The 20,415-nt window shown below is 61.5% G+C and carries 14 protein-coding genes and 1 tRNA gene; 8 read left to right on the forward strand and 7 right to left on the reverse strand.

Features of this window, described 5'->3' with window-relative positions; translation table 11 throughout:
* The first annotated feature begins 1 nt into the window (after nt 1).
* Nucleotides 2–457 (forward strand): NfeD family protein, encoded by a 456-nt coding sequence (locus tag QN219_RS11125; RefSeq protein WP_283999708.1) that lies wholly within the window; start codon nt 2–4, stop codon nt 455–457.
* 114 nt (nt 458–571) lie between these two features.
* A complete protein-coding gene (locus QN219_RS11130; protein ID WP_283999709.1) occupies nt 572–2,014 on the forward strand; it encodes an outer membrane beta-barrel protein in 1,443 nt (480 codons plus the stop codon).
* Between the two features lie 127 nt (nt 2,015–2,141).
* Here QN219_RS11130 and galU read toward each other — a convergent pair whose 3' ends face one another.
* Nucleotides 2,142–3,029: a UTP--glucose-1-phosphate uridylyltransferase GalU gene (gene galU / locus QN219_RS11135; RefSeq protein ID WP_283999710.1), complete on the reverse strand. Its 888-nt coding sequence runs from the start codon at nt 3,027–3,029 to the stop codon at nt 2,142–2,144.
* A 299-nt stretch (nt 3,030–3,328) separates the two neighbouring features.
* Between galU and QN219_RS11140 the strand changes: the two genes are divergently transcribed.
* Together QN219_RS11140 and QN219_RS11145 are read left to right on the forward strand one after the other, a co-directional pair.
* Nucleotides 3,329–4,549 carry a lytic murein transglycosylase gene (locus tag QN219_RS11140; RefSeq protein WP_283999713.1) on the forward strand — a complete coding sequence of 407 codons (1,221 nt, stop codon included), beginning with the start codon at nt 3,329–3,331 and terminating at the stop codon, nt 4,547–4,549.
* Nucleotides 4,550–4,720: 171 nt separating this feature from the next.
* Nucleotides 4,721–5,989, forward strand: coding sequence for a DUF459 domain-containing protein (locus QN219_RS11145; protein ID WP_283999714.1), 1,269 nt, complete (start codon nt 4,721–4,723; stop codon nt 5,987–5,989).
* Nucleotides 5,990–6,188: 199 nt separating this feature from the next.
* On the opposite strand, the gene QN219_RS11150 is transcribed toward QN219_RS11145, so the two are convergent.
* Nucleotides 6,189–7,646: a glutamate synthase subunit beta gene (locus tag QN219_RS11150; RefSeq protein ID WP_283999716.1), complete on the reverse strand. Its 1,458-nt coding sequence runs from the start codon at nt 7,644–7,646 to the stop codon at nt 6,189–6,191.
* Nucleotides 7,647–7,745: 99 nt separating this feature from the next.
* Nucleotides 7,746–12,467 (reverse strand): glutamate synthase large subunit, encoded by a 4,722-nt coding sequence (gltB, locus tag QN219_RS11155; protein WP_283999718.1) that lies wholly within the window; start codon nt 12,465–12,467, stop codon nt 7,746–7,748.
* A 644-nt stretch (nt 12,468–13,111) separates the two neighbouring features.
* On the opposite strand from gltB, the gene QN219_RS11160 reads away from it, so the two are divergent.
* Entirely contained in the window at nt 13,112–14,158 is a 1,047-nt protein-coding gene (locus tag QN219_RS11160; protein WP_283999719.1) for a low specificity L-threonine aldolase, read from the forward strand.
* 97 nt (nt 14,159–14,255) lie between these two features.
* Here QN219_RS11160 and QN219_RS11165 read toward each other — a convergent pair whose 3' ends face one another.
* Complete coding sequence (locus tag QN219_RS11165) at nt 14,256–14,717, reverse strand: Hsp20 family protein (RefSeq protein ID WP_283999720.1); 462 nt, start codon at nt 14,715–14,717, stop codon at nt 14,256–14,258.
* Between the two features lie 461 nt (nt 14,718–15,178).
* On the opposite strand from QN219_RS11165, the gene QN219_RS11170 reads away from it, so the two are divergent.
* Entirely contained in the window at nt 15,179–16,153 is a 975-nt protein-coding gene (locus tag QN219_RS11170; RefSeq protein WP_283999721.1) for an alpha/beta hydrolase, read from the forward strand.
* Nucleotides 16,154–16,219: 66 nt separating this feature from the next.
* Here the strand turns inward: QN219_RS11170 and hisN are convergent, their stop codons facing one another.
* Nucleotides 16,220–17,026: a histidinol-phosphatase gene (hisN, locus tag QN219_RS11175; protein ID WP_283999723.1), complete on the reverse strand. Its 807-nt coding sequence runs from the start codon at nt 17,024–17,026 to the stop codon at nt 16,220–16,222.
* 304 nt (nt 17,027–17,330) lie between these two features.
* The gene (locus QN219_RS11180; protein WP_283999951.1) at nt 17,331–18,212 is read right to left on the reverse strand and encodes an N-formylglutamate amidohydrolase; all 882 of its coding nucleotides are present in this window, start codon (nt 18,210–18,212) and stop codon (nt 17,331–17,333) included.
* A 191-nt stretch (nt 18,213–18,403) separates the two neighbouring features.
* Between QN219_RS11180 and cpdR1 the strand changes: the two genes are divergently transcribed.
* Entirely contained in the window at nt 18,404–18,766 is a 363-nt protein-coding gene (gene cpdR1, locus QN219_RS11185) for a response regulator CpdR1 (protein ID WP_003531148.1), read from the forward strand.
* A 286-nt stretch (nt 18,767–19,052) separates the two neighbouring features.
* Nucleotides 19,053–19,127: transfer RNA gene (locus tag QN219_RS11190), tRNA-Val, on the forward strand.
* Nucleotides 19,128–19,727: 600 nt separating this feature from the next.
* Here QN219_RS11190 and QN219_RS11195 read toward each other — a convergent pair.
* A complete protein-coding gene (locus tag QN219_RS11195; RefSeq protein ID WP_283999725.1) occupies nt 19,728–20,408 on the reverse strand; it encodes a peroxiredoxin-like family protein in 681 nt (226 codons plus the stop codon).
* Between the last annotated feature and the right edge of the window lie 7 nt (nt 20,409–20,415).

Raw genomic sequence — 20,415 nt, forward strand, 5'->3', positions numbered from 1 at the left:
CATGATCGCACGCATCCTCCTCGAACTCGGCCCCTGGAGCTGGTGGGTGCTCGGCCTCGTCCTGCTGGCGGCGGAATTGGTGCTGCCAGGCGTGTTCCTGGTCTGGATCGGGTTCGCAGCGCTCGCTACCGGCAGCCTGTCCCTCCTCCTCTGGGACACGGCATTCTGGGTCTGGGAGATCCAGGTCGTCGCCTTCGCGCTGCATTCGGTGTTTGCGGTGCTCATCGGGCGGCGCTTCGTCTCCTCCTCGGTCGCGAGCGATGAGCCGCTGCTCAACAAGCGTGGCGAAAGCCTCGTCGGCCGCACGGCGGTTTTGGAGCAACCGATCGCCGAGGGTCGGGGGCGCGTGCGCCTGGACGACACGACCTGGTCGGTCGAAGGGCCTGATCTGCCCGTCGGCACGCGCGTACGGATCGTGGCAAGCAGCGGCCGCCACCTCACCGTCGAGCGCGCCTGATCGCATCGCCGAAACGATCTTGAAGCCGGATTTTTCGTTTGGAAACGATTGGTTAACCACGCGCCTTTACGGTTGCGAAACGATTGCAATCACGTTTTCGCGGACAGACGGCGCATGGTGCCCAATATTTCACGCACGACCACAGCGGGCGCCTTGCGTCCGAGGATGCGGGCGTGGCTCGTGGCGGGCTGCGCCCTCTTCGCCGGCACACCCGCCGGCGCGGAGAGCCCTCCTCCAGACGCTCCGGTCGCGAATTTGGCTCCTGGTGCCCTCGGGCAAGCGGCAAATGTCGCAGCGCTCACCGACCCGCAAACGACCGGTGCCGTTGCCGGCAGCGATCTTCCCCCGGCACTCGACGAGGACTTCAACCGCCTGAACCGGCGCGAGGAGACGATCGATGGTCTGCGCGTGCGCATCGATCCCTACGAGGGACAGGCACCGGGCATCCGCATCGGCACGTTCGTCCTGAAACCCGCCCTCAGCGAAACCTTCAATCACGAGCGGCAAAGGACAGGGGGCCGCAGCGAGAGCCGAAGCTTCATCGAAACCGGTCTCAAGGGATCGCTCACCTCGGACTGGTCGCGCCACCAGCTGAGCATCACCGGCGAAGGCGTTTTGCAGAACAACACATCGGGCCGGGGCGAAGAAGAACCGCGCGCGGACCTCGACGCCGAATTGCGCCTCGACCTCAGCGAGCAGACGACCGCCAGGCTGAGGGCCGGGTACAGCTTCGAACGGGAAGACGCCAATGATCCGAACGCGATTGCCAATGCCGAGACGCAATCCGGCGTGAACATCTATCGGCTGGGCGCGGCCGTCGAGCGCGATTACGGTCTCATTCGCGGATCGCTCGGTGCTGATTTCGAGCGCCGAACCTATGGGGATGTCGAGCTCGACAACGGGGCTACGCTTTCTGTCGAGGACCGCAACCGCAATATCGGCATTCTGAACGCGCGCATCGGCTACGAGCTTTCTCCGGCCCTCATCCCGTTCCTCGAAGCGTCGGTCGGAAAGTCGAACTATGATCTGCGCGAGGACACGCTCGGCTTCGAGCGCTCCTATCAAAGCTACGCGGGCCGCGCCGGGTTGGAGGTCGACCTTGGCGAAAAGCTCAACGGCGAACTCGCCCTCGGTTACGAGACCTACCGCTTCGACGACGACCGGCTCGGCGATCTTCGCGGAATTTCCGTTGACGGCCGCGTCAACTGGTCGCCGCAGCGCGGCACCGACGTCCTGCTCGGCGTCGCAACCTATCTCGACCCGTCGACGACACCCGGCGACGCAGGCTCGATCAACTACGAGCTGACCAGCATCGTCACCCGCGAACTGCGTTCGACATTGGTTGCCCGCCTGTCGAACAGTGTGACACTGCGCAACTTCCCGTCGGATGCCATCTCCTCCGACGAAACCACCTGGCGAACCGGCGCCGGCCTGACCTGGGACATGAACCGCTATGTCGCGCTCACCGGCGATGTCAGCTACGAACGGACGAACAGAGACCGCGGCGAGTCGAGTGACACCGCCCGCATCGGTCTCGGCCTGACGCTAAGGCGCTAGACCATTTCATCGTTTCAATGAAACGATGAAATGGCTGTGAGCGAAACAAGAGGGTCAGTAAAGAGCGTCAGTGCAAAATGAAAAAGGCCGCGCCTTCTGGCGCGACCGCTTTTCGATCCGATTGAGATCACTTGAGGCTTTGCAGCAGTGCCTTCAGCGGCTCCTCGACGGAGGGCCTGATGTCGCCGCGCTCGAGCGCGAAGGCGACGTTCGCGAGGATGAAACCGTCCTTCGCCCCGCAATCGTAGGTATCGCCCCGGAAGTGATAGGCGGCGAAAGGCTGCGCGCCGGAAAGCTTGACCATGCCGTCGGTCAGTTGGATCTCGTTGCCGGCGCCGCGCTCCTGCCGTTCCAAAATCGGGAAGATCTCCGGCTGTAGGATGTAGCGGCCGTTGATGAAGAAGTTGGATGGCGCGGTACCGGGCGCGGGCTTCTCGACCATCTTGGTGATCTTGAAGCCCTCGCCGATTTTGTCGCCGACGCCGACGATGCCGTATTTATGGGCCTGGTTGGGCGCACATTCCTCAACGGCGATCACGTTGCCGCCGCTTTGCTCATAGAGTTCGACCATGCCCTTGAGGCAGCCCTTCTCACCCTTCATGATCATGTCGGGCAGCAGAAGCGCGAAGGGTTCATCGCCGACGAGATCGCGCGCGCACCAGACCGCATGGCCGAGACCGAGCGGTGCCTGCTGGCGTGTGAAGCTGGTGGTGCCGGCCTTCGGCAGTATCGCCTCGAGCAGCTCGATTTCCGCCTTCTTGTTCCGTTCGCGCAGCGTCTGGTCGAGTTCGACCTGGATGTCGAAATAGTCCTCGATCACCGCTTTGCTGCGGCCGGTCACAAAGATCAGATGCTCAATGCCTGCTTCCAGCGCTTCATCGACGACATACTGGATGACCGGCTTGTCCACCACCGTCAGCATCTCCTTCGGCACCGCCTTGGTCGCCGGCAGGAAACGCGTCCCAAGGCCCGCCACGGGGAACACGGCTTTGCGGACTTTACGCTTGTCGGTCATAGACACCTCCTTGCAGTGGTTCTCAACTCTAGCCTCAAAAAGGCAAATTGGATTGGAATTAGTCGCCGATTGCTATTTTTTTGCAAAAGAGGACGACCTGGCTTATTCATGGTAAAGACTTTGTTGACTTCGTTTCTGTAGGCTTCTCCCCTGATCCGATGCGGATTCCGCTGTTCGGAGTGAAGAGAACCGCATGCTGCCCTTCGCGGCATGCTGCGGGCGACATTGCAAAACCCGGAGTATTCCGCCCGGCATGAACGCTGGCTGAACCCTCCGATGAGAAACGGAACCGATAGCTGATGATCAGAAACCGCAGGACGTTCTTCCGCCATATCGCCGCCGCCCTCATCGTTACTGCCGCTACGCTTGGTTCAGCACCTGCACACGCGGACCCCGGCTTCCAGAGCTGGATCAACAAGTTCTACGCGACCGCTGCCAAGAGCGGCATTACCCAGGCGACCTATCGCAAGGCGTTCGCCGGCGTGAAGACGCCCGATCCGGCGGTACTCGAAAAGGCGAATTTCCAGCCCGAGTTCAAGCACAAGATTTGGGAATATGTAGACTCGCGTGTCAATCCGTACACGAAGCGCGTCGGCCAGGAAATGGCTGCCAAACATGCCCGAACGCTCAACTATCTTGAGAGGCACTTCGGCGTCGACAGGAACATTCTCCTGGCAATCTGGTCGATGGAAACGAACTACGGCGCCGTCCTCGAAAAGGACGACCGGCTGCACTACGTGCCGCGCGCGCTTGCGACGCTTGCCTATGCCGATCCGAAGCGGGCCAAATTTGCCAGGACCCAGTTGATTGCCGCGCTGAAGATCCTGCAAAGCGGCGACATCACGCCGCGCGAGTTGACCGGGTCCTGGGCGGGCGCCATGGGACACACGCAGTTCATTCCGACGAGCTACCTGCTTTATGCGGTCGATGCCGACGGAAACGGGCACCGCGACATCTGGAATTCGGTCCCGGATGCACTGGCCACAGCCGCCAACCTCCTGAAAAAGAACGGGTGGCAGCCGGGTGAGACCTGGGGCTACGAAGTCGTGGCGCCCGCCAACGCCGCGAAATATTCGGGCCAGACGAAGACCCTCGGCCAATGGGCAGCGCTCGGCTTCATTCGGCCGAACGGTAAGGGTTTCCGGAGCCCGAACACGCGCGCCGAACTGAAACTGCCGACCGGCGGCAACGGCCCAGGCTTCCTGATGACGCGCAACTTCTTCGTGATCAAGCGCTACAACGCATCCGACTCCTATGCGCTCGGCGTCGGCCTCCTCGCCGACCAGATCGCCGGCTACGCAGGAATGCAGCAGCGCTGGCCGCGTCCGGACGGATCGCTCGATATCAGTGAGAAGTTCGAGTTGCAGAACCGGCTGAAGGAGCTCGGCTATTACAGCGGCGAGGTCGACGGCAATTTCGGATCGGGCTCCAAGGCCGCGATCCAGGCCTTCCAGACCCAGAACGGCCTGACTCCGGACGGCGAACCGACGCAACACCTCCTGCGCGCCTTGCGCAACTGACGGCACTTCCGCACGAATTTGCAGATCACGGCGATTTCCGATCATTCGGTCCCAAATCGCCGTGATTTGGCGTATGGTATGGTGAGCTGCACATGCAGCGCCGCGCGTGTCAGCGGATGCGCAAAGTCGCTGTAGCACCTGGAATTGCTGCGTTTGACGGTGAAAGCGATCATGTTGCCAATCAGAGACGCTGGGGTGAAGCGGTTCTTGCGTCCGTTTCGTTTCGCGCCGATCCTCATGGGGGCCGTGGCGATGCTCGTCGCCGGCTTCTTTGCCACCATGGCCGAAGCGCAGGAGCCGGTCCCGCGGCGCAATGTCCTGCAGAGGCTCTTCGGGGTCTTCGTTCCCCAGAGGCGCATCTACTACCGGGATCAGTACGATTATCCCCGCCAGCCCGCGCCACGACGGGTGCTGAAACGCCGACAGCAGCAACCGGCGGAGCCGCAGCAGCGCCGCCAGCAACGCGCCAAGCCGCGCCTGGCGGCAACGCCGCCGCCGGCGCCGGTTGTCGAGAAATCGCCGGATGCGAAAAAGGTCCTGGTCGTCGGCGATTTCGTTGCCGGGAGCCTTGGCGACGGTCTGAAGACTGCCTTCGAGACAACGCCGGGGATTATCATCGAAACCCGCGCCAACGGCTCTTCGGGCCTTGTCCGCAACGACTATTTCGACTGGCCGAAGACCCTGCCAGACTATGTGGCAGAGCTGAAACCCTCCGTGATCGTCGTCAGCCTCGGTGCCAATGACCGACAGCTGATGCGGATCGGCGACGTCAAGGAGAAGTTCCGCACAGATGTCTGGACCGAGGAATACCGCAAGCGGGTCAACGCTCTCGCAACTCTGGCGCGCAAGGATTCGCTTCCGGTTCTCTGGGTCGGCATGCCACCGTTCCAATCGAGCGCCATGACCGCCGACATGGTGACGTTCAACGGCATCTTCCGCGAAGAGGTCGAAAAGGCTGGCGGCCAGTTCATCGACATCTGGGACGGCTTCGTCGACGAGGGCGGCAAGTTCGTGCTGACCGGCTCCGACATCAACGGCCAGCAAGTCCGTCTGCGTGGTTCCGACGGCATCAACCTGACCAAGGCTGGCAAGCGCAAGCTCGCCTTCTATGTCGAGAAGGACATCCGCAAGCTGCTTGGCGAGGCGGCAGCAACCGACACGGACATGCCGGGCGCGGAGGGGCTGAAAGATCTGGTGGTGACGGCTCCGCTTGCGAATGAGGATATCGTCAAGACACAGCCGATCAGCCTGACCGATCCGGAACTCGACGGCGCGACCGCGCTTCTCGGCGGTGACGCCCCCTTGAAGAGCACCGGCAAGAGCCCGCGCGACCTGCTCATCGAGAAGGGTGAGGTCGTCGTGGCCCCTCCCGGGCGCATCGATGATTTCCGTCTGGCAAAACCGCAGTCAGCGGCCGTTAAGCCCGCGACCGCTAACTGAGCCGCGGGCGAATCGATCTGTCGGCTTCATGGGGGAACGAGAGTGCCGACATGGCCCGATGTCGTGCATCGTGAGCTCCGCCCATTCATCCTCGAGCTCGGCCGGTCAAGCGCAAGAATGACGCCCGGGAGTAATGAGCCCAAAGAAAAAGGCCCCGCAATCATCTTGCGAGGCCTGTGAACGTTGTACGCGGAAGCGACTACCGCGGCAGGACGCTCGACCCCATCAGCGCTTCGTCAATGGCACGCGCCGCCTGCCGGCCTTCGCGGATCGCCCAGACGACGAGCGATTGGCCGCGGCGGATGTCCCCGGCGGTCCAAAGCTTGTCGACCGACGTCCTGTAGTCCCGCTCATTGGCGACGACGTTGGTCGAACCGCGGCGGTCGGTATTGAGGGACAGCTTGTCGCCGAGATCCTTTAGCACGCTGTTGGTGAAGGGACCGCGGAAACCGATGGCGATGAAGGCGAGATCGGCCTTGATGATGAATTCGGTTCCGGCGATCGGCTTGCGCCGCTCGTCCACCTGACAGCACTTGACGCCAGTAAGCACACCGTCCTCGTCACCGACGAACTCCAGCGTCGCGACCTGGAATTCGCGAACCGCACCTTCCGCCTGACTGGAGGACGTGCGCATCTTCGTCGCCCAGAACGGCCAAACGGCGAGCTTGTCTTCCTTCTCCGGCGGTTGCGGACGAATATCGAGCTGCGTCACCTTGACTGCACCCTGGCGGAAAGCGGTGCCGACGCAGTCGGATGCCGTATCGCCACCGCCGACGACGACGACATGCTTGCCGCCAGCGAGGATCGGTTCGGAGGGCCAGCCGACGCTGTCGATGTTCTCGCGGCCGACGCGGCGGTTCTGCTGCACGAGGTACGGCATGGCATCATGCACGCCGGCAAAGTTCCCGCCCGGGATTCCGGCATCGCGCGGGGTCTCAGAGCCGCCGCAATAGAGCACCGCATCATTGTCATCGAGAAGCTTCTGCACCGGCAGATCGACGCCGACATTGATGCCGCAATGGAAGGTGACGCCCTCGCCCCGCATCTGCTCGATACGGCGATCGATGAAGTTCTTCTCCATCTTGAAATCCGGAATGCCGTAGCGCAGCAGCCCGCCGGGCTTCGACTCGCGCTCGTAGACATGGACCTCATGGCCGGCGCGGGCAAGCTGCTGAGCGGCGGCCATGCCGGCGGGGCCGGAACCGATGACCGCGACTTTCTTACCGGTCTTGGTGACGGCCGGCTGCGGCACGATGTATCCCATTTCGTAGGCCTTATCGGCGATCGCCTGCTCGACCGTCTTGATCGCGACCGGCACGTCCTCGAGGTTCAGCGTGCAGGCTTCCTCGCACGGCGCCGGGCATACGCGACCGGTAAACTCCGGGAAGTTGTTCGTCGAGTGCAGGTTGCGGATCGCCTCGTCCCAGTTGCCGTTGTAGACGAGGTCGTTCCAGTCGGGAATCTGGTTGTGCACCGGGCACCCGGTCGGCCCGTGGCAATAGGGGATGCCGCAGTCCATACAGCGCGCGGCCTGCTTCTGCACTTCCTGGTCGGACATCGGAATGGTGAATTCACGGAAATGGCGGATGCGGTCGGATGCCGGCTGGTACTTTGCCACCTGCCGGTCGATCTCCAAAAACCCAGTAACCTTGCCCATCTTACGATCCTGATACCTTCAAATCTGAACAAGCGCGTTCAAGCGCGCGAGGTGCCCCCGGGATCCTGCCGGACCGGGGACCGTTGTCACAGAGGCCGGTTACTCGGCCGCTTCAGCCATCTTCATGCGCTCCATGTCTTCGAGCGCGCGGCGGTATTCGACTGGCATGACCTTGCGGAATTTCGGCCTGTAGTCCGCCCAGCCATCGAGGATCTCCTTGGCACGGGGCGAGCCGGTGTAATGCAGATGGTTCGAGATCAGCTGGTAGAGTCGCTCCTCGTCATGACGCGTCATGTCGCCCGAGACATCGACCATGCCCTTGTGCATGAGGTCGCCGCCGTGGTGGTGCAGTTTCTCCAGCATGTCGTCTTCCTCCGGCACCGGCTGCAGCTCGACCATCGCCATGTTGCAGCGGCGGGCGAAATCGCCCTCCTCGTCAAGAACATAGGCAACGCCGCCGGACATGCCGGCCGCGAAGTTGCGGCCCGTTCCGCCGATGACGACGACCACGCCGCCGGTCATGTATTCGCAACCGTGATCACCGACACCCTCGACGACCGCGATCGCACCGGAGTTACGCACCGCAAAGCGCTCGCCGGCAACGCCGTTGAAGTAGCATTCGCCCGAGATTGCCCCGTAAAGCACGGTGTTGCCGACGATGATCGACTGATGCGGCACGATCCGGGAGGTTTCCGGCGGCCGGACGATGATGCGCCCGCCCGAGAGCCCCTTGCCGACATAGTCGTTGCCGTCGCCCACCAGATCGAAGGTGATGCCGCGGGCGAGGAAAGCGCCGAAGGACTGGCCCGCCGTGCCCTTGAGCGTCACGCGGATCGTGTCGTCCTTCAGCCCCTTGTGGCCCCAGCGCTTGGCAAGCGCGCCCGAAAGCATCGCACCGGCCGAACGGTCGACGTTCTTGATCTCGGTCTCGAAGGCGACCGGCGCCTTGGTTTCGAGCGCGTTCCTCGCCTTTTCGATCAGCTTGCGATCGAGAATGTCGTCGATCGGGTGGTTCTGGCGCGCTGTCCAATAGGTCGCTTCCTTCGGTGCCTCCACCTTGTGGAAGATCTTCGAGAAGTCGAGACCTTTGGCCTTCCAGTGGTCGATCATCCGGTCGCGCTCGAGCAGTTCCGAAGCGCCGATGATCTCGTCGAACTTCTTCACCCCGAGAGAGGCGAGAATTTCGCGCACTTCCTCGGCAACGAAGAAGAAGTAGTTGATGACGTGTTCCGGCGTGCCCTTGAAGCGCTTCCGCAAGACCGGATCCTGGGTCGCGACACCGACAGGACAGGTGTTCAGGTGGCACTTGCGCATCATGATGCAGCCGGCGGCGATCAGCGGCGCGGTCGCGAAGCCAAACTCGTCGGCACCGAGAAGCGCCCCGATGATGACGTCGCGGCCGGTCTTCAGGCCGCCGTCGACCTGCAATGCGACGCGCGAGCGCAGGCCGTTCAGCACAAGCGTCTGCTGGGTTTCGGCAAGGCCGATTTCCCACGGGCTGCCCGCGTGCTTCAGCGAGGTCAGCGGCGACGCGCCCGTGCCGCCGTCGAAGCCGGCGATCGTGATGTGGTCGGCGCGCGCCTTGGCGACGCCGGCTGCAACCGTACCGACACCCACTTCCGACACCAGCTTGACCGAGACGTCCGCTTCCGGATTGACGTTTTTCAGATCGTAGATCAGCTGCGCCAGGTCCTCGATCGAATAGATGTCATGGTGCGGCGGCGGCGAGATGAGACCGACGCCCGGGGTCGAATGCCGTGTCTTGGCGACTGTCGCATCCACCTTGTGGCCTGGCAGCTGGCCGCCTTCGCCGGGCTTCGCCCCCTGGGCCACCTTGATCTGCAGCACGTCGGCATTGACCAGATATTCGGTGGTGACGCCGAAACGGCCGGATGCAATCTGCTTGATCGCCGAGCGCTCGGGATTCATCGAGCCGTCGGGACGCGGCAAGTAGCGATCGCTCTCCTCGCCACCTTCGCCGGTGTTCGACTTGCCGCCGATGCGGTTCATCGCGATCGCCAGCGTCGTATGTGCCTCGCGGCTGATCGAACCGAAAGACATCGCCCCGGTCGAGAAGCGCTTGACGATATCCGCCGCCGGCTCGACCTCTTCCACCGGGATCGGCTTGCGGCCAACGGCCTCGGCGCTCTTGATCGTGAAGAGGCCGCGGATCGTGTTCATGCGCAGCGAGGACGCATTCACCATCTCGGCAAATTCGCGATAGCGGTCCTCGGCGTTGCCGCGCACCGCGTGCTGGAGCGAGGCAATGGCATCCGGCGTCCAGGCGTGGCTCTCGCCGCGCATGCGATAGGCATATTCGCCACCGATATCGAGGGTGTTGGCGAGCACCGGATCGGCCCCGAAAGCGGCCTTGTGGCGGGCGACCGTTTCGGCCGCGATCTCTTCGAGACCGATGCCTTCGATCGTCGTCGCCGTGCCGAAGAAATACTGGTCGACGAGCTTCGACGACAGGCCAACGGCGTCGAAGATCTGCGCGCCGCAATAGGACTGATAGGTCGAAATGCCCATCTTCGACATGACCTTGAGGATGCCTTTGCCGACCGCCTTGATGTAGCGGTTGACAACCTCGTTGGCGTCGACTTCCTTCGGGAACTCGCCGCGCTTGTGCATGTCCACAAGCGTGTCGAAGGCAAGATAGGGGTTAATCGCCTCCGCGCCGTAGCCGGCGAGCAGGCAGAAATGATGCACCTCGCGCGGCTCGCCCGATTCGAGCACGATGCCGACCGAGGTCCGCAGGCCCTTGCGGATCAGGTGATGGTGCACGGCCGCCGTCGCAAGCAGCGCTGGAATCGCAACACGATCCGGACCAACCTGGCGGTCGGAGAGCACGATGATGTTGTAGCCGCCCTTGACCGCCGCTTCCGCCCGCTCGCAGAGGCGATCGAGCATTTCCGGCATGCCTTCCGCACCACGCGAAATGTCATAGGTGAAGTCGAGCGTCTTGGTGTCGAACCGATCTTCCGTATGGCCGATCGAGCGGATCTTTTCGAGGTCGCCATTGGTGAGGATCGGCTGGCGAACCTCGAGCCGCTTGGCATGCGCCATGCCTTCGTGGTCGAGGATGTTCGGGCGCGGGCCGATGAACGAGACGAGGCTCATCACCAGTTCCTCGCGGATCGGATCGATCGGCGGGTTGGTGACCTGCGCGAAGTTCTGCTTGAAATAAGTGTAAAGCAGCTTGGCCTTGTTCGACATGGCCGAGATCGGCGTGTCGGTGCCCATCGAGCCGATCGCTTCCTGCCCGGTCGTCGCCATCGGCGACATCAGGATCTTGGTGTCTTCCAGCGAATAACCGAAGGCCTGCTGGCGGTCGATCAGCGACACGTCGCGGCGAAGCGCCCGCGGCTCGACCGGCTTCAGATCCTCAAGGATCAACTGCGTGTCATTGAGCCACTTGCGGTAGGGATGCTTGTTGGCGAGCGTCGACTTCACCTCCTCGTCGGAGATGATGCGGCCCTCTTCCATGTCGATCAGCAGCATCTTGCCGGGCTGCAGCCGCCATTTCCTGACGATCTTGTCTTCGGCGACCGGCAGCACGCCGGCCTCCGACGCCATGATGACGCGGTCGTCGCTGGTGACGATGTAGCGCGCCGGACGCAGGCCGTTGCGGTCTAACGTGGCGCCGATCTGGCGACCATCGGTGAAGGCAACGGCCGCGGGGCCGTCCCACGGCTCCATCAGCGCTGCATGATACTCATAGAACGCCTTTCGTTCGGGCGACATCAACTGGTTGCCGGCCCATGCTTCGGGAATCAGCATCATCACCGCATGCGCGAGCGAGTAGCCGCCCTGCACGAGAAATTCGAGCGCGTTGTCGAAGCAGGCCGTATCCGACTGACCTTCGTAGGAAATCGGCCAAAGCTTGGAGATGTCGTCGCCGAAGAGCGGCGAGGAGACGGAAGCCTGCCGCGCCGCCATCCAGTTGACGTTGCCGCGCAACGTGTTGATCTCGCCGTTATGCGCGACCATGCGATAAGGGTGCGCGAGCTTCCAGGACGGGAAGGTGTTCGTCGAGAACCGCTGGTGCACCAACGCCACCGCCGACTGGAAGCGCTCGTCGGAGAGATCCTTGTAGTAGGCGCCGACCTGATAGGCGAGGAACATGCCCTTGTAGACCACGGTCGAAGTCGACAGCGATACGACGTAGAAGCCGAGATCTCCGCCGTCCGCCTCCGCATAGATGCGGTTGGAGATGACCTTGCGCAGCGTGAACAGACGGCGCTCGAATTCCGCATTGGTGGCGGCGTCACGGCCGGCACCGATGAAGACCTGCACGTGGTGCGGCTCGGTAGCGGCGATGTCCGGCGCCTTCGAAAGCGACGAATTGTCGACCGGCACGTTGCGGAAACCGAGCAGGTGCTGGCCCTCCTCGGCGACGACTTCGCTGATCACGTCCTTGAAATGGGCGATCAGCTTTTCGTCGCGCGGCATGAAGAGATAGCCGACGGCATATTCGCCGGCCTTCGGCAGAGTGACGCCCTGCTTCGCCATTTCCTCGCGGAAGAAGCGGTCGGGAATCTGCACGAGGATACCCGCACCATCGCCCATCAGCGGGTCTGAGCCGACCGCGCCGCGATGGGTGAGGTTTTCGAGCATGAAAAGACCGTCGCGCACGATCTGATGCGACTTCTGGCCTTTCATGTGAGCGACGAAACCGACTCCGCAGGCATCATGCTCGTTTCGCGGGTCGTAAAGCCCCTGTTTTCGCGGCAATCCGGATGGGAATGCGGGCGTTTTCGCAACCGTCGCAGTGTGTGCGAGGTGGAGCCCTGATTGCTGTGATGGCGAATGATCCGTCATCGTCTTCCCTCCTATTGGACCCGGAGAACCGGGCATATCGCCGCCCGCGTATTCCTCGCCGCGGCCGCGCTTTCGCGCTGCGGCAAAGCCGGGCATTATCGTCGCATGATCCTGATCAGGTCGCAAATGAAGCGCGGCGCTGCACCAGGCACGAATGTCCGCGACCATCCTGATGGCAGGCGTCGACACCCGGATGAAACCCGGCGAATCCCCCTGCGCTACACGCCGAATGCCGCATTCTGCGGCACTTCCGGCGATTGTTCCGGCCCTAGACCGAAATAGGACAGCAAACCTGTCCTATTTCATGCGCTCTATGCCAGAAAGCGCCCCCCTTCGCAAGGGGCATACGAGCAAATATTGGAAGAGAATTTGCCGAAGATTGCCGGAAATTTCGCCCTTTTAAAATTAAATTACAATCGCCCGGCGATTTCTTCACTTTGGTTTCAAACTGGTCTTGTGTTGGCATACCCAGTCAGGAGGCGCATTGATCGTCCGTGGAAGTCGGCTATGGTCTCGCCGAAACGGCCGGCGTGGCTCCTGCATGATTCCCGTTCAAGGACGCAATCGCGCGGAAAACTCATAATATCGCGGCGATCTTGCGCGACTGGTTTCAGCACGGCGCCGCAGTAACAGGGTGACTTCAGATGATCTTTTCTTCCGACAACTGGGCCGGCGCCCATCCGGCAATCGCCGAAAGCCTGATGGCTCATGCGGGCGGCTACGCCTCCGCCTACGGGACGAGCGAACTCGACCGGAAGGTGGAAAAGAAGTTCTCCGAAATTTTCCAAAGGGACGTGGCGGTGTTCTTCGTCGGCACCGGCACCGCCGCGAATTCGCTGGCGCTGTCCAGCGTCAATCGGGCGGGCGGCGTGGTCTTTTGTCATCGAGAGGCGCATGTCAACGTCGACGAGTGCGGAGCGCCGGAATTCTTCTCTCACGGGGCAAGGCTTTGCCCGGTCGATGGCGCAAGCGGCAAGATGAACACGTCAAGGCTCGAAGCCGAGATCCGTCGCTTCCCCGCGGAATTCATCCATGGGGGCCGGCCGATGGCAGTGACCCTCACCCAGGCAACGGAAAGCGGCACAGTCTATTCGCTGGCGGAAATCGATGCCATTGCTGCTGTCGCGAAATCGCATAAGCTTCCGTTGCACATGGATGGTGCGCGTTTTGCCAACGCACTAGTCAGCCTCGGGACGACGCCGGCGGAAATGACCTGGAAGCGCGGCATCGACCTCCTGTCGTTCGGCGGCACCAAAAACGGCTGCTGGTGTGCTGAAGCGCTGATCCTGTTCGATCCTTCGAAGGCGCAGGAAATGCATTTCCTGCGCAAGCGTGCCGCCCAACTCTTTTCGAAGTCCCGTTTCATCGCCGCGCAGTTCGACGCTTACTTCTCGGGCGATCTGTGGCTCAATCTCGCCCGCCATGCGAACGCAATGGCGGCGCGTCTTGCCGACGGAATTTCCGCCTCGGCCAGGAGCCGGCTTGCCTGGTCGCCAGAGGCAAATGAGGTCTTCGTGATCCTGAAGCAGGACGTGGCGTCGAAGCTGCAGCAACAGGGTGCAGTCTTCTACGACTGGCATGTGCCGGATCACCTGGCCGACAGCCTCGCCGGGGACGAGGGGCTTTACCGGCTCGTCACAAGCTTCGCCACACGGTCGCAAGATGTCGATCGCTTCGTAGAAGCCTGCTGACGGCTGGCGCACGCATAGAAAAGCGGCGCCCTTCCGGACGCCGCCATGTTCTGTCCTTCAATCGGTTCCGATTTAAGGAGACATGCAGTGGAGCGGTTTAGAGGGTCTGAGCCTCGATCTGCTTCGCCTGCGGGGCAACCGAGGTGATCTCGATGCGACGCGGCTTGGCTGCTTCCGGGATCTCGCGAACGAGATCGATGTGAAGCAGGCCGTTCTTCAGCGAAGCGGACTTGATCTCGACATGGTCGGCAAGCTGGAAGCGGCGCTCGAATGCGCGCTTGGCAATGCCGCGATGGAGAAACTGGCTCTCCTCGCCCTTGTCTTCGCTCTTTTCGCCCCTGATCGTCAGCGTGTGTTCACGCGCTTCGACCGAAAGCTCGCTCTCGTCGAAGCCGGCGACGGCCATGGTGATGCGATAGGCATTTTCGCCCGTGCGTTCGATGTTGTAGGGCGGATACGTCTGCGACTGATCGGGCTGACCAAGGCTGTCAAGCATGGTGAACAGGCGATCGAAGCCGACGGTGGAACGATAGAGAGGGGAGAAATCGAAGTGACGCATGGTGTCCTCCATAAGAGCAACGGTTTGCGATGTCTGGTCTGCCACCCCATCAGGCAGCGGCGAGACCGGTGAGCGGACCCTTCATCGGCGTCCGTGCCCAAGACATGGGAATGCTTCTGCGCCAGTTCAAGGGAATTTTTGCGCGGATTTTTTCGGACCGGCATTCGGTGAACGGAGCATGAATAACCGGTTCGGTCCCCGTTCAGCCGAGGCGGGTTAAAACAAGGACACTGGGAAGAAACTCCCGGCGCTGAAGCGACATGTCCCTTCTGCTTCAGCGGCCGGAAACGGTGATCGTCCGGATTTCACCCACCGTTTCCGGCCTTTTTTCTTTGACGCGCTTGAGACCACCGCCTATCCCTGAGAAACAGGACGCGGACGGTGAGCGGAAAGCTTCCCATCCTTCCCTCTTTCCGCGTCAACTCGTTCAACGCGTTTTGCATCTCGGGCCGTCGCTTTTCATGACCACGATCCTCTATTCGACGCCGGACAACCCGATACCGGGTAAACACGCGACAGGCTTTTTCGATGGGGTCGGCAACCGCAAGATCCGCTATGCGGTTTTCAAGACGGAAGCCTCGGTTGCCCGCGGCACGGTCGTGCTGCTGCAGGGCCGCAACGAGGCCATCGAGAAGTATTTCGAAACGATCGGTGAACTCAACGCCGCCGGTTTTTGGGTCGCCACCTTCGATTGGCGCGGCCAGGGTGGCTCCGAGCGGTTGCTGCGGCAGCGCGGTCGCGGTCACGTGGAGCATTTCGCCGACTACGAGCGCGATCTCATGATCTTCCTCGAGCAGATCGTTCTGCCAGACACACGCCTGCCCTTCTCCATCGTTGCCCATTCAATGGGGGCGCTGGTGGCCCTGTCGCTGGCGCCGATGCTCGCGAGCCGGATCGACCGCATGGTGCTGCTCGCCCCCTTTGTCGGCCTCAGCGGCCAAGCCATCGGCCAGCGAAGCATCTTTTCGATCGCGACGATAATGGACTGGATCGGCCTTGGAACGTTGCCGCTCCATCGCGACAAGGGTAACCGCCCCTTCACGAACAACGTATTGACGGCCGACCCAAATCGCTATGCGCGCAACCAGGCGCTCACCGATGCCTGTCCTCAATTGCGTCTGGGGCCGCCAACGGCCCGATGGTTGCGGGAGACCTTCCAGGCAATAGGGCGCGTCCTGCGCCGCGAACATCTGACGCGGATCATCGTGCCGACCATAATCCTGGCCCCGACTGCCGACCGCCTCGTGCCGCATCTTGCCGTCGAAGTCCTGGCGCGCAATTTCCGCGCCGGGCACATGATTCCGATCGATGGCGCGCGTCACGAGCTTCTTCACGAGGCCGACCGTTACCGCGCGCAGGCGATGGCCGCGACTTTGGCGTTCCTGCCCGCGTTCGAGGACGCAGACGTGGTGGCCGGCCAATTCGAGGAAGCTTAATTCCCACTGCATGATTCCGTAAATGGGAATCGATTTAAGGACAAAATCATGCAGCAATTCAAAGTGCTACAGTGACCGCAGCGCATTCGGGTCGGACGCGCTGCGCTGTAGTATTTCCAGCGCCTGCGCGTGAAGCTCGCGACTGCCGGCTGCGATGATCTCGCCGCCCATTTCCGCGGGCCCGCCCTCCCAATTGGTGACGATGCCGCCCGCCTGTTCGATCAACGGGATGAGCCCGCCGACGTCGTAGGGCTTCAAGCCGCATTCGATGACGAGATCGACGTGGCCGGATGCAAGAAGCGCAAAGGCGTAGCAATCGCAACCGTAGCGGAAGAGCCGCACCTTGGACTGCAACGCCTCGAAGCGCTCCTTGAGCTCGCCAGCATAGAGATGCGGCGAAGTGGTGAACAGCACCGCATCCGAGAGCGTATCGCAGGCGCGCGTCGAAAGCACCTTCTCCCCGCCGGGGCCGCGATAGATCGCCTTCTCGCCGTCGGCGAAATAGCGTTCACCGGTAAAAGGCTGGTCCATCAGGCCCATCACGGCCTTGCCGTTGCGATAAAGGCCGATCAGCGTCCCCCATACTGGAAGGCCGGAAATGAAGGCACGCGTCCCGTCGATCGGATCGATGACCCAGACATGCTCGCGGTCGAGACCGACATTGCCGTGTTCCTCGCCGAGGATGCCATGGCCCGGAAATGCACCTTCGATCAGCGTCCGGATTGCCGCCTCGGCCGACCTGTCCGCCTCAGTGACGGGATCGAACCCGCCCTCGAGCTTGTTGACGACACTGGTGCCGGTCCGGAAATGCGGCATCGTTTCGGCTTTGGCAGCGTCGGCGAGGCGGTCGAAGAAGGTGCGGTCCGGCAACATATCGCTCTCTCGAAGGAAGAAAGGAAGGCGATCCTGAATAGACGAATTTGACCGAAAGGCAAGAACGCCGGAGATGAGCAACGAGAAGGCGGGCGGCGGGTCGGATTGGCGCGCGCTTAGCCGTCAATCAGGAAATTTCCCATTGCGGTGCGGAAGTTTTGGCCCCCACAACTTGACATTTGTGCAGCGCAACATTAGAGTCTTTGAGCAGTCACTTGTGGCTGCAAATACCCTCCTTGGGTGTTTCCTCCCTAGACTTGACCGCGCCGCTGGCGCGGTTCTTTTTGAGTGACGGTTGCAAGCGCTATTCTGCTGCGAGCGGCAGATAGGCACCATATTCCTCAACATGTTGTGCAAGCGCGGCGATGAACGTCGTAAGATCGGCCGTCAGCGCGGCAAATCCCGGCTTCTTGGCGAGGGTCGTTTCGTCGACATAGAGGCTGCGGTTGATTTCGATCTGCAGCGCATGCAGTCCGCGCGTCGGCCGGCCATAATGTTCGGTGATGAAGCCGCCGGCATAGGGCTTGTTGCGGGCGACTACGTAGCCGAGCTGCTCGAGCAGGTTGACGGCGGTGCGGGACAATTCTCCCGCCGCGCTCGTTCCGTAACGATCGCCGACGATGAAGTCCGGCCGTTGGCCGCTGCCCGGAAGGTGAACATTGCCCGGCATCGAGTGGCAATCGATCAGCACGGACATCCCGAATTGGACATGTGTGCGGGCGATCAGTTTCCTGAGCGTCGCGTGATAGGGCTTGTAGATCGACTCGATGCGTGTCAGCGCTTCCTCGACCGGAAACCGGTTGCGATAAATTTCCATATTTTCGGCGACAAGGCGCGGCACGGTACCGAGCCCGCCGGCGACCCGCATCGAGCTTATGTTGGCATGCGGCGGCAGCTGCCCTTCGAACATGCGCGGATCGAGTTCGTAGGGTTCACGGTTGACATCGAGAAAGGCGCGCGGGAAATGGGCGCGAAGCAGCGGGGCCCCTAGAAAGGTGGCATTTTGAAACAGCTCATCGACGAAGTGATCTTCCGAACGGCGGATCGAATGCGCGTCAAGCCGAGACTGACTCAGAAAGGACAGTGGGTAGGACCGGCCGCTATGCGGGGAATTGAACACAAAGGGAATCCGCTGACTTGCGGGCTCCAGTACCTCGAAAAATTCCCGCTCGACCACTTCCCCCATCGCAACCCTTTTTACCATGTCCGGATCTTGCTGTTTAGATCATGTTGCCAGTTGGTCGCCTCTGTGTCCATAGTGACGTCTTGCTGGTGTCAGGGCTTGATCTGCCCTGTTCACCAGATATTTACCATGTTGCGGTTTGCTGAGCTGCCGCACTCCACAAGCATTGAAAAGAAGAAGCCACGGCCGAATTCATGACTGCGAAAATCCTCCTTGCCGAAGACGACAACGACATGCGCCGCTTCCTCGTGAAGGCGCTGGAAAAGGCTGGCTATAAGGTCCTGTCCTACGACAACGGCGCCAGCGCCTACGACCGGCTTCGCGAAGAACCCTTTTCGCTTCTGCTGACCGATATCGTCATGCCGGAGATGGACGGCATCGAGCTCGCCCGCCGCGCGACCGAACTCGACCCGGACCTGAAGGTGATGTTCATCACCGGCTTTGCCGCGGTGGCCCTAAACCCCGATTCGAAGGCGCCGAAGGATGCCAAGGTCCTCTCCAAGCCCTTCCACCTGCGCGACCTCGTAAACGAGGTCAACAAGATGCTGGCGGCCTGACGGACTCGGAAATCCCGGCTCGCTGACAGGACGAAAATCACAAACGCCCGCCAAACTTCTGCGCGGGCGACGCACACTGCTTCGAGGCTGTGGCAGATCAACACGGATCGGCCACAGCCTTTTCATTTCAATGACTTACCGGGAGGGTCGCGCACACGAGGCGCCGCGCGATCCACTTAACCACCAGAAACGCCACTCGAGAACGCCGTCTAAAATTCTGTCAAAAAACCTTCTAAAAGCCTATTGACGCGGACGAGGGTTTTGTGGTCTATGCGCCGCATCGGATGGGCGTGTAGCTCAGCGGGAGAGCACTACGTTGACATCGTAGGGGTCACAAGTTCGATCCTTGTCACGCCCACCATCCAAGTTTCTGATTTAAAAGGCCTTTCGAGAAATCGCGAGGCCTTTTTGCATAGCGCCCTTGCCGGCTGCTTTTCCGAAGACCTTCGACGCTGCACTGGTCAGGGACCGGAAAGAGAATTGGGTGACTGACGATGCCTGGTTGGAGTTCACCGGCGTCACTTGCAACGCCACAATGGCGGCCCACACAACAAAGCCGGCCCATGCTATCTGCACAGGCCGGAAAGTCGGCAAATCCGCAAAAAAAAGCTTCATCGTCGCTGAAAAACACAGGCAGTTTAGGCGCGCGGACAACTTCGATCCATGGACTTAAGTCCTACCTCGAAGGGTTAAAGGTCCGACGACCGTTGCTGAACAGGTTCTCCGGAACATATCTCCAATCGCTTATGAATGACGAAAGTCCCCAACTGCCGCCGTGGGCGTGCGGGAGTCCTGCTCATGTTTCCTCAAATCGAATATGATTCAAGGAAACATGAGCCATTCAAAGTGCTACAGCGTCCTTTGCGCGCCTAAGACGCGCGGCGCTGTAGAGCGACGCGAATAGTCCCTTCTGTCACCGCTTTGGGATTCCCGTAGCAAAATTCTGCTCCGGAATTTCGGTTCAATGCGCCACCCGCGATGCGGCCGACATCACCTCCTCCGGTGCCGGAGCACGGAACATATTGCTGCCGTCCGGGGTCGCTTCGGTGAAACACCAGCGCACCACCCCATCCCTGTCGAGCAGGAATTGTCCGACGAGCTGGCCCATGCCGGTCGCGATCATCCGGCTATCGTCATCCGTGATCTCATAGTCATCCGTCTTGTCGAGATATTCCGAGGCGACGATCGGGTTCATCGGTTCGGGCAATTCGCCGGGCATGTCGATGCGCATCGCCGTTACCGTCGGCATGCCAAGCTTGTGCGGCCAATCATCCTCGTTTTCGGTGAACTCCAGATTCGGCAGACCGAAAGCGCGATGCGAAATCCGTTCCGGATCGGCCGCGGCGAGCAGGTTAGGCAGGGGGTGGTAGCGGAAGTAGAGCCGCGCCCGGTCGATCGGTGTATTCACAACCGTCAGGCTTTCGACGCCCTTTTCGTTCAACGCCCCCTTGAGCTGCGCCATGGCGGCAATGTGCCGGCGGCAAAACGGACAATGCAGGCCTCGAAACAGGCCGACCAAGACCGGCTTGCGACCACGAAAATCGTCAATGGCGATCTTGCCTTCCCTCGTGATCGCGTCGAGCACGACGTTCGGCGCACGATCGCCGGGCTGCAATGGCCGTGTGCTGCGATATTCGACCATGATTGCT

Origin of the sequence: Sinorhizobium sp. 8-89 (assembly GCF_030124325.1) — a bacterium.
GTDB lineage: Bacteria > Pseudomonadota > Alphaproteobacteria > Rhizobiales > Rhizobiaceae > Sinorhizobium.